This window comes from Dietzia sp. DQ11-71, from assembly GCF_014144995.1.
In the GTDB taxonomy this organism is placed as follows: Bacteria; Actinomycetota; Actinomycetes; order Mycobacteriales; family Mycobacteriaceae; genus Dietzia; species Dietzia kunjamensis.
On record NZ_JAALDT010000349.1, the window covers coordinates 1 to 2,955 of the forward strand.

Annotated in this window: 2 protein-coding genes and 1 pseudogene; all 3 read right to left on the reverse strand. The window is 70.3% G+C overall.

Translation table 11 applies throughout. The features are described 5' to 3' along the window. Nucleotides 1–179 precede the first annotated feature (179 nt). The gene (locus G6023_RS12345; RefSeq protein WP_182635758.1) at nucleotides 180–1,121 is read right to left on the reverse strand and encodes a L,D-transpeptidase; all 942 of its coding nucleotides are present in this window, start codon (nucleotides 1,119–1,121) and stop codon (nucleotides 180–182) included. 117 nt (nucleotides 1,122–1,238) lie between these two features. After that, complete coding sequence (locus tag G6023_RS12350) at nucleotides 1,239–2,156, reverse strand: L,D-transpeptidase (protein ID WP_182635760.1); 918 nt, start codon at nucleotides 2,154–2,156, stop codon at nucleotides 1,239–1,241. A gap of 554 nt (nucleotides 2,157–2,710) precedes the next feature. Further along, a pseudogene (locus G6023_RS12355) lies at nucleotides 2,711–2,955 on the reverse strand (hypothetical protein); the annotation flags it as partial.

Sequence of the window (2,955 nt, forward strand, 5' to 3'; positions counted from 1 at the left end):
CCTGACGGTGCTGGCCTCGCCGCGGGCGGTGGACCTGGTGATCGACGCGCTCGGCGGGCCGCGGGGTCCGGGTGGCGGCGAGTCGAGCAACCTGCCGCCTCGGTGCGTTCCCGCGGATCAGCTGCTGGGCGTGCTCTCGCAGGTGCCGCCCCGCTGACCGCGCCGCCGGCGAGCGGGCGTCAGTAGTTCCAGTCGCCCTGGCCGTCGAACGCGCCGAACGGGCGGCCGGGGCCGTTCTTGACGATGAACGGGTCGCCGTTGCGGCTGGTGTCGTAGTACCAGCGGGCGTCGGCGGGGCTGACGTTGATGCAGCCGTGGGAAACGTTCCGGACCCCCTGGTCGGCGACCGACCACGGTGCGGAGTGAATGTAGATGCCGTCGTAGGAGAGCCGGACGGCGTCGTTGATGATCGAGTTGTACCCGCCGTCCTCGATGCGCAGACCGAACGTCTCCGAGTTCATGCGGACCTCACGGCCGCGCTGGCCGGTGTAGTAGGTGCCGTTGTAGGTCTCCCAGCCGGGCCGTCCGGCGGAGGCTCGCATGGTGCGGATGTGCTGGCCGTTGCGGGTGACGGTGACGAGCTTGGTGCGGTCGTCGAACACGGCGATCACGGCGTCGCCGGTCCGGAACGACTGCTGACGCTTGCCACCGGCCCACACGGTCACGGAGGTGTTGACCGGCCAGAACTCGTGGGGCCGCCAGCGCACCTCGCGGTCGTTCACCCAGTAGAACTTGCCCGGGACCGCCGGCTCGGTGCGGATGCCGATCGTGGCCTCGGCCCGCGCCCGGTCGCGGATGGGGCGGTCGAAGAAGAACATGACCGGCTGTGCCACGCCCACGATCTCGTTCGGGGTGGGGAAGATGTCGACGTTGCCGTACTCGGGCGTCGGCCGCGCGGGTCCGATGACCGGGTAGGTCAGCACGGGCATCGCGCCGACGCCCGGGATGGTCGGGGTGTACAGGGGCGCGTTCTCGAGCTGCGGCACCCCGGGCGGGCTCAGCGGCATGACGGACTGGGCCTCGGCGGTCGGGGCGGTGCCCGCGCTGACCGACACCCCCATGAGGAGCGCGATCGCGGCGAGGACCGCGGCGGCCACCGAGGGGCGGGAGGAACGGGTCATGTGAGGGGCTCCTGAGGGCGGCGGGGGATTCTCTAAGCGTTACGACAGACTTCTACGCGAGTATATCGTGCGTCACAACCGAAGTGTTTCGGAGCGGCGGCCAACGGCCGCCCGCGGTCAGTAGTTCCAGTCGCCCTGACCGTCGAACGCGCCGAACGGTCGGCCGGGGCCGCCGGTGACGATGAACGGGTCGCCGTTGCGGGTGTTGTCGAAGTACCAGGCCGCGTCCTCGGGGCTGACGTTGATGCAGCCGTGCGAGACGTTGCGGACGCCCTGGTCGGCGACCGACCACGGCGCCGAGTGGATGAAGATGCCGTCGTAGCTCAGCCGCACGCCGTTCTCGACGATCGTGTCGTACCCGCCGGCGGTTCGGGACAGTCCCCAGGTCTCCGAGTCCATGCGCACCTCGCGGGCCCGCCAGCCGTTGTAGTAGACGCCGTTGTGGGTGGCGTAGGCGTCGCGGCCGGCGGAGGCCTTCATGGTGCGCACCACCTGGCCGTTGCGGGTGACGGTGACGGTGTGGGTGGCGTCGTCATAGGTCGAGATCACCGCGTCGCCGGTGCGGAAGACGGTCTCACGCCCTCCGGCCCACACGGTGACGGAGGTGCCCGCGGGCCAGAACTCGTGTGGTCGCCAGCGCAGTTCCGAGTCGCCGACCCAGTAGAACTTGCCGTCCACGGCGGGCGCCGTTCGGATTCCCACCGACGCCTCGGCGCGGGCACGGTCGGCGACGGGCTGGTCGAACCGGATCATCACCGGTTGCGCGACGCCCACCGTCTCGCCCGAGGTGGGATAGACCGAGGCCACCCCGGTTTCCGCCGTGGTCCGTCCCACGGCGGGGACGGGCATGGTGAGCACGCCGGTCGATCCGCCGACCGCTGGCAGTGGTGCGGACTCGAGTCCGAGCGCACCGACCGAGCCGGTGGATCCGGTGGGGCCGAGGAGTGACTGCGCGGAGGCGGAGGGGGAGAGGCCGACGACGACGAGGCAGGCCGTGGCCAGAAGCGTTGCGAAGGACCGGGTGCGGCGCGACATCGTTCTCCTCGAAAGCGGGTGCCGCGGCGGGCGGCGACAGCGGGGGTCGCGTGAGGGCGGACAGCCAACCCCACGCGTCACATAAGTAACATCAGTAACAGTACATATCAGGTGCCCGGCCTGTACATCTCCGAGCGCGGGCAGGGATCACGGTGGGTGCCCGCTCCGCCGGGGACGCGCACCGACCCGGCCGGGCACCTTTCCAATGTTCGTTGGTATCGCCGCGGGGAGAACCGCTGGTAGATCCATGCGGCTTCCGTCGTTGAGCGAAAGTCAGCGGAGAAACGCCTGATCATGGGCTTGATCGAACGGCAGCTGCAACATAGGGTCATCTCAGTCACCGCCGAGGGGTGGGTGGCGAAGTGAAGTGGTTGCTGAGGGGCTGCGACTTCACGTAACGAGGGGCCGGTCTTGCCGACCGGGGCACCTGGGGGGGGTGCCGACCCGCAGCCGAGAGGCAGCGTGGAGGCCGGATCGTACGCGATCTGCCAGATGGAGGGACGGCGTCGGATGCTGAGGGGCTCCGGCGCCGTTCCCGTCATTTCGGCCCACCTCTAGCCGATGATCTCCTGTGCCACGCGGTGCAGTCCGGCCAGCGCCGACGACTCGGCCTGTGGTGACCTCGGCGTCTCGGGTCTGAGCATGGTGATGTGCCACAGCTCGTCGGCGGAGACGAGGATCGTGTGGACCTCGACGCCGCCGCCGGTGGGCGCCGCCACGCAGTCGATGTACAACGTGGCGGGCCGTGGGCCGACCGCGGCGGGTGCCCCGGGCTCGCCCGGGGCCGTCAGGCCGGCCT

What these genes read in the sequence shown, in the direction of transcription:
- G6023_RS12345 (WP_182635758.1), bottom strand. Translation starts at nt 1,121, where the DNA reads ATGACCCGTTCCTCCCGCCCCTCGGTGGCCGCCGCGGTCCTCGCCGCG.
- G6023_RS12350 (WP_182635760.1), bottom strand. Translation starts at nt 2,156, where the DNA reads ATGTCGCGCCGCACCCGGTCCTTCGCAACGCTTCTGGCCACGGCCTGC.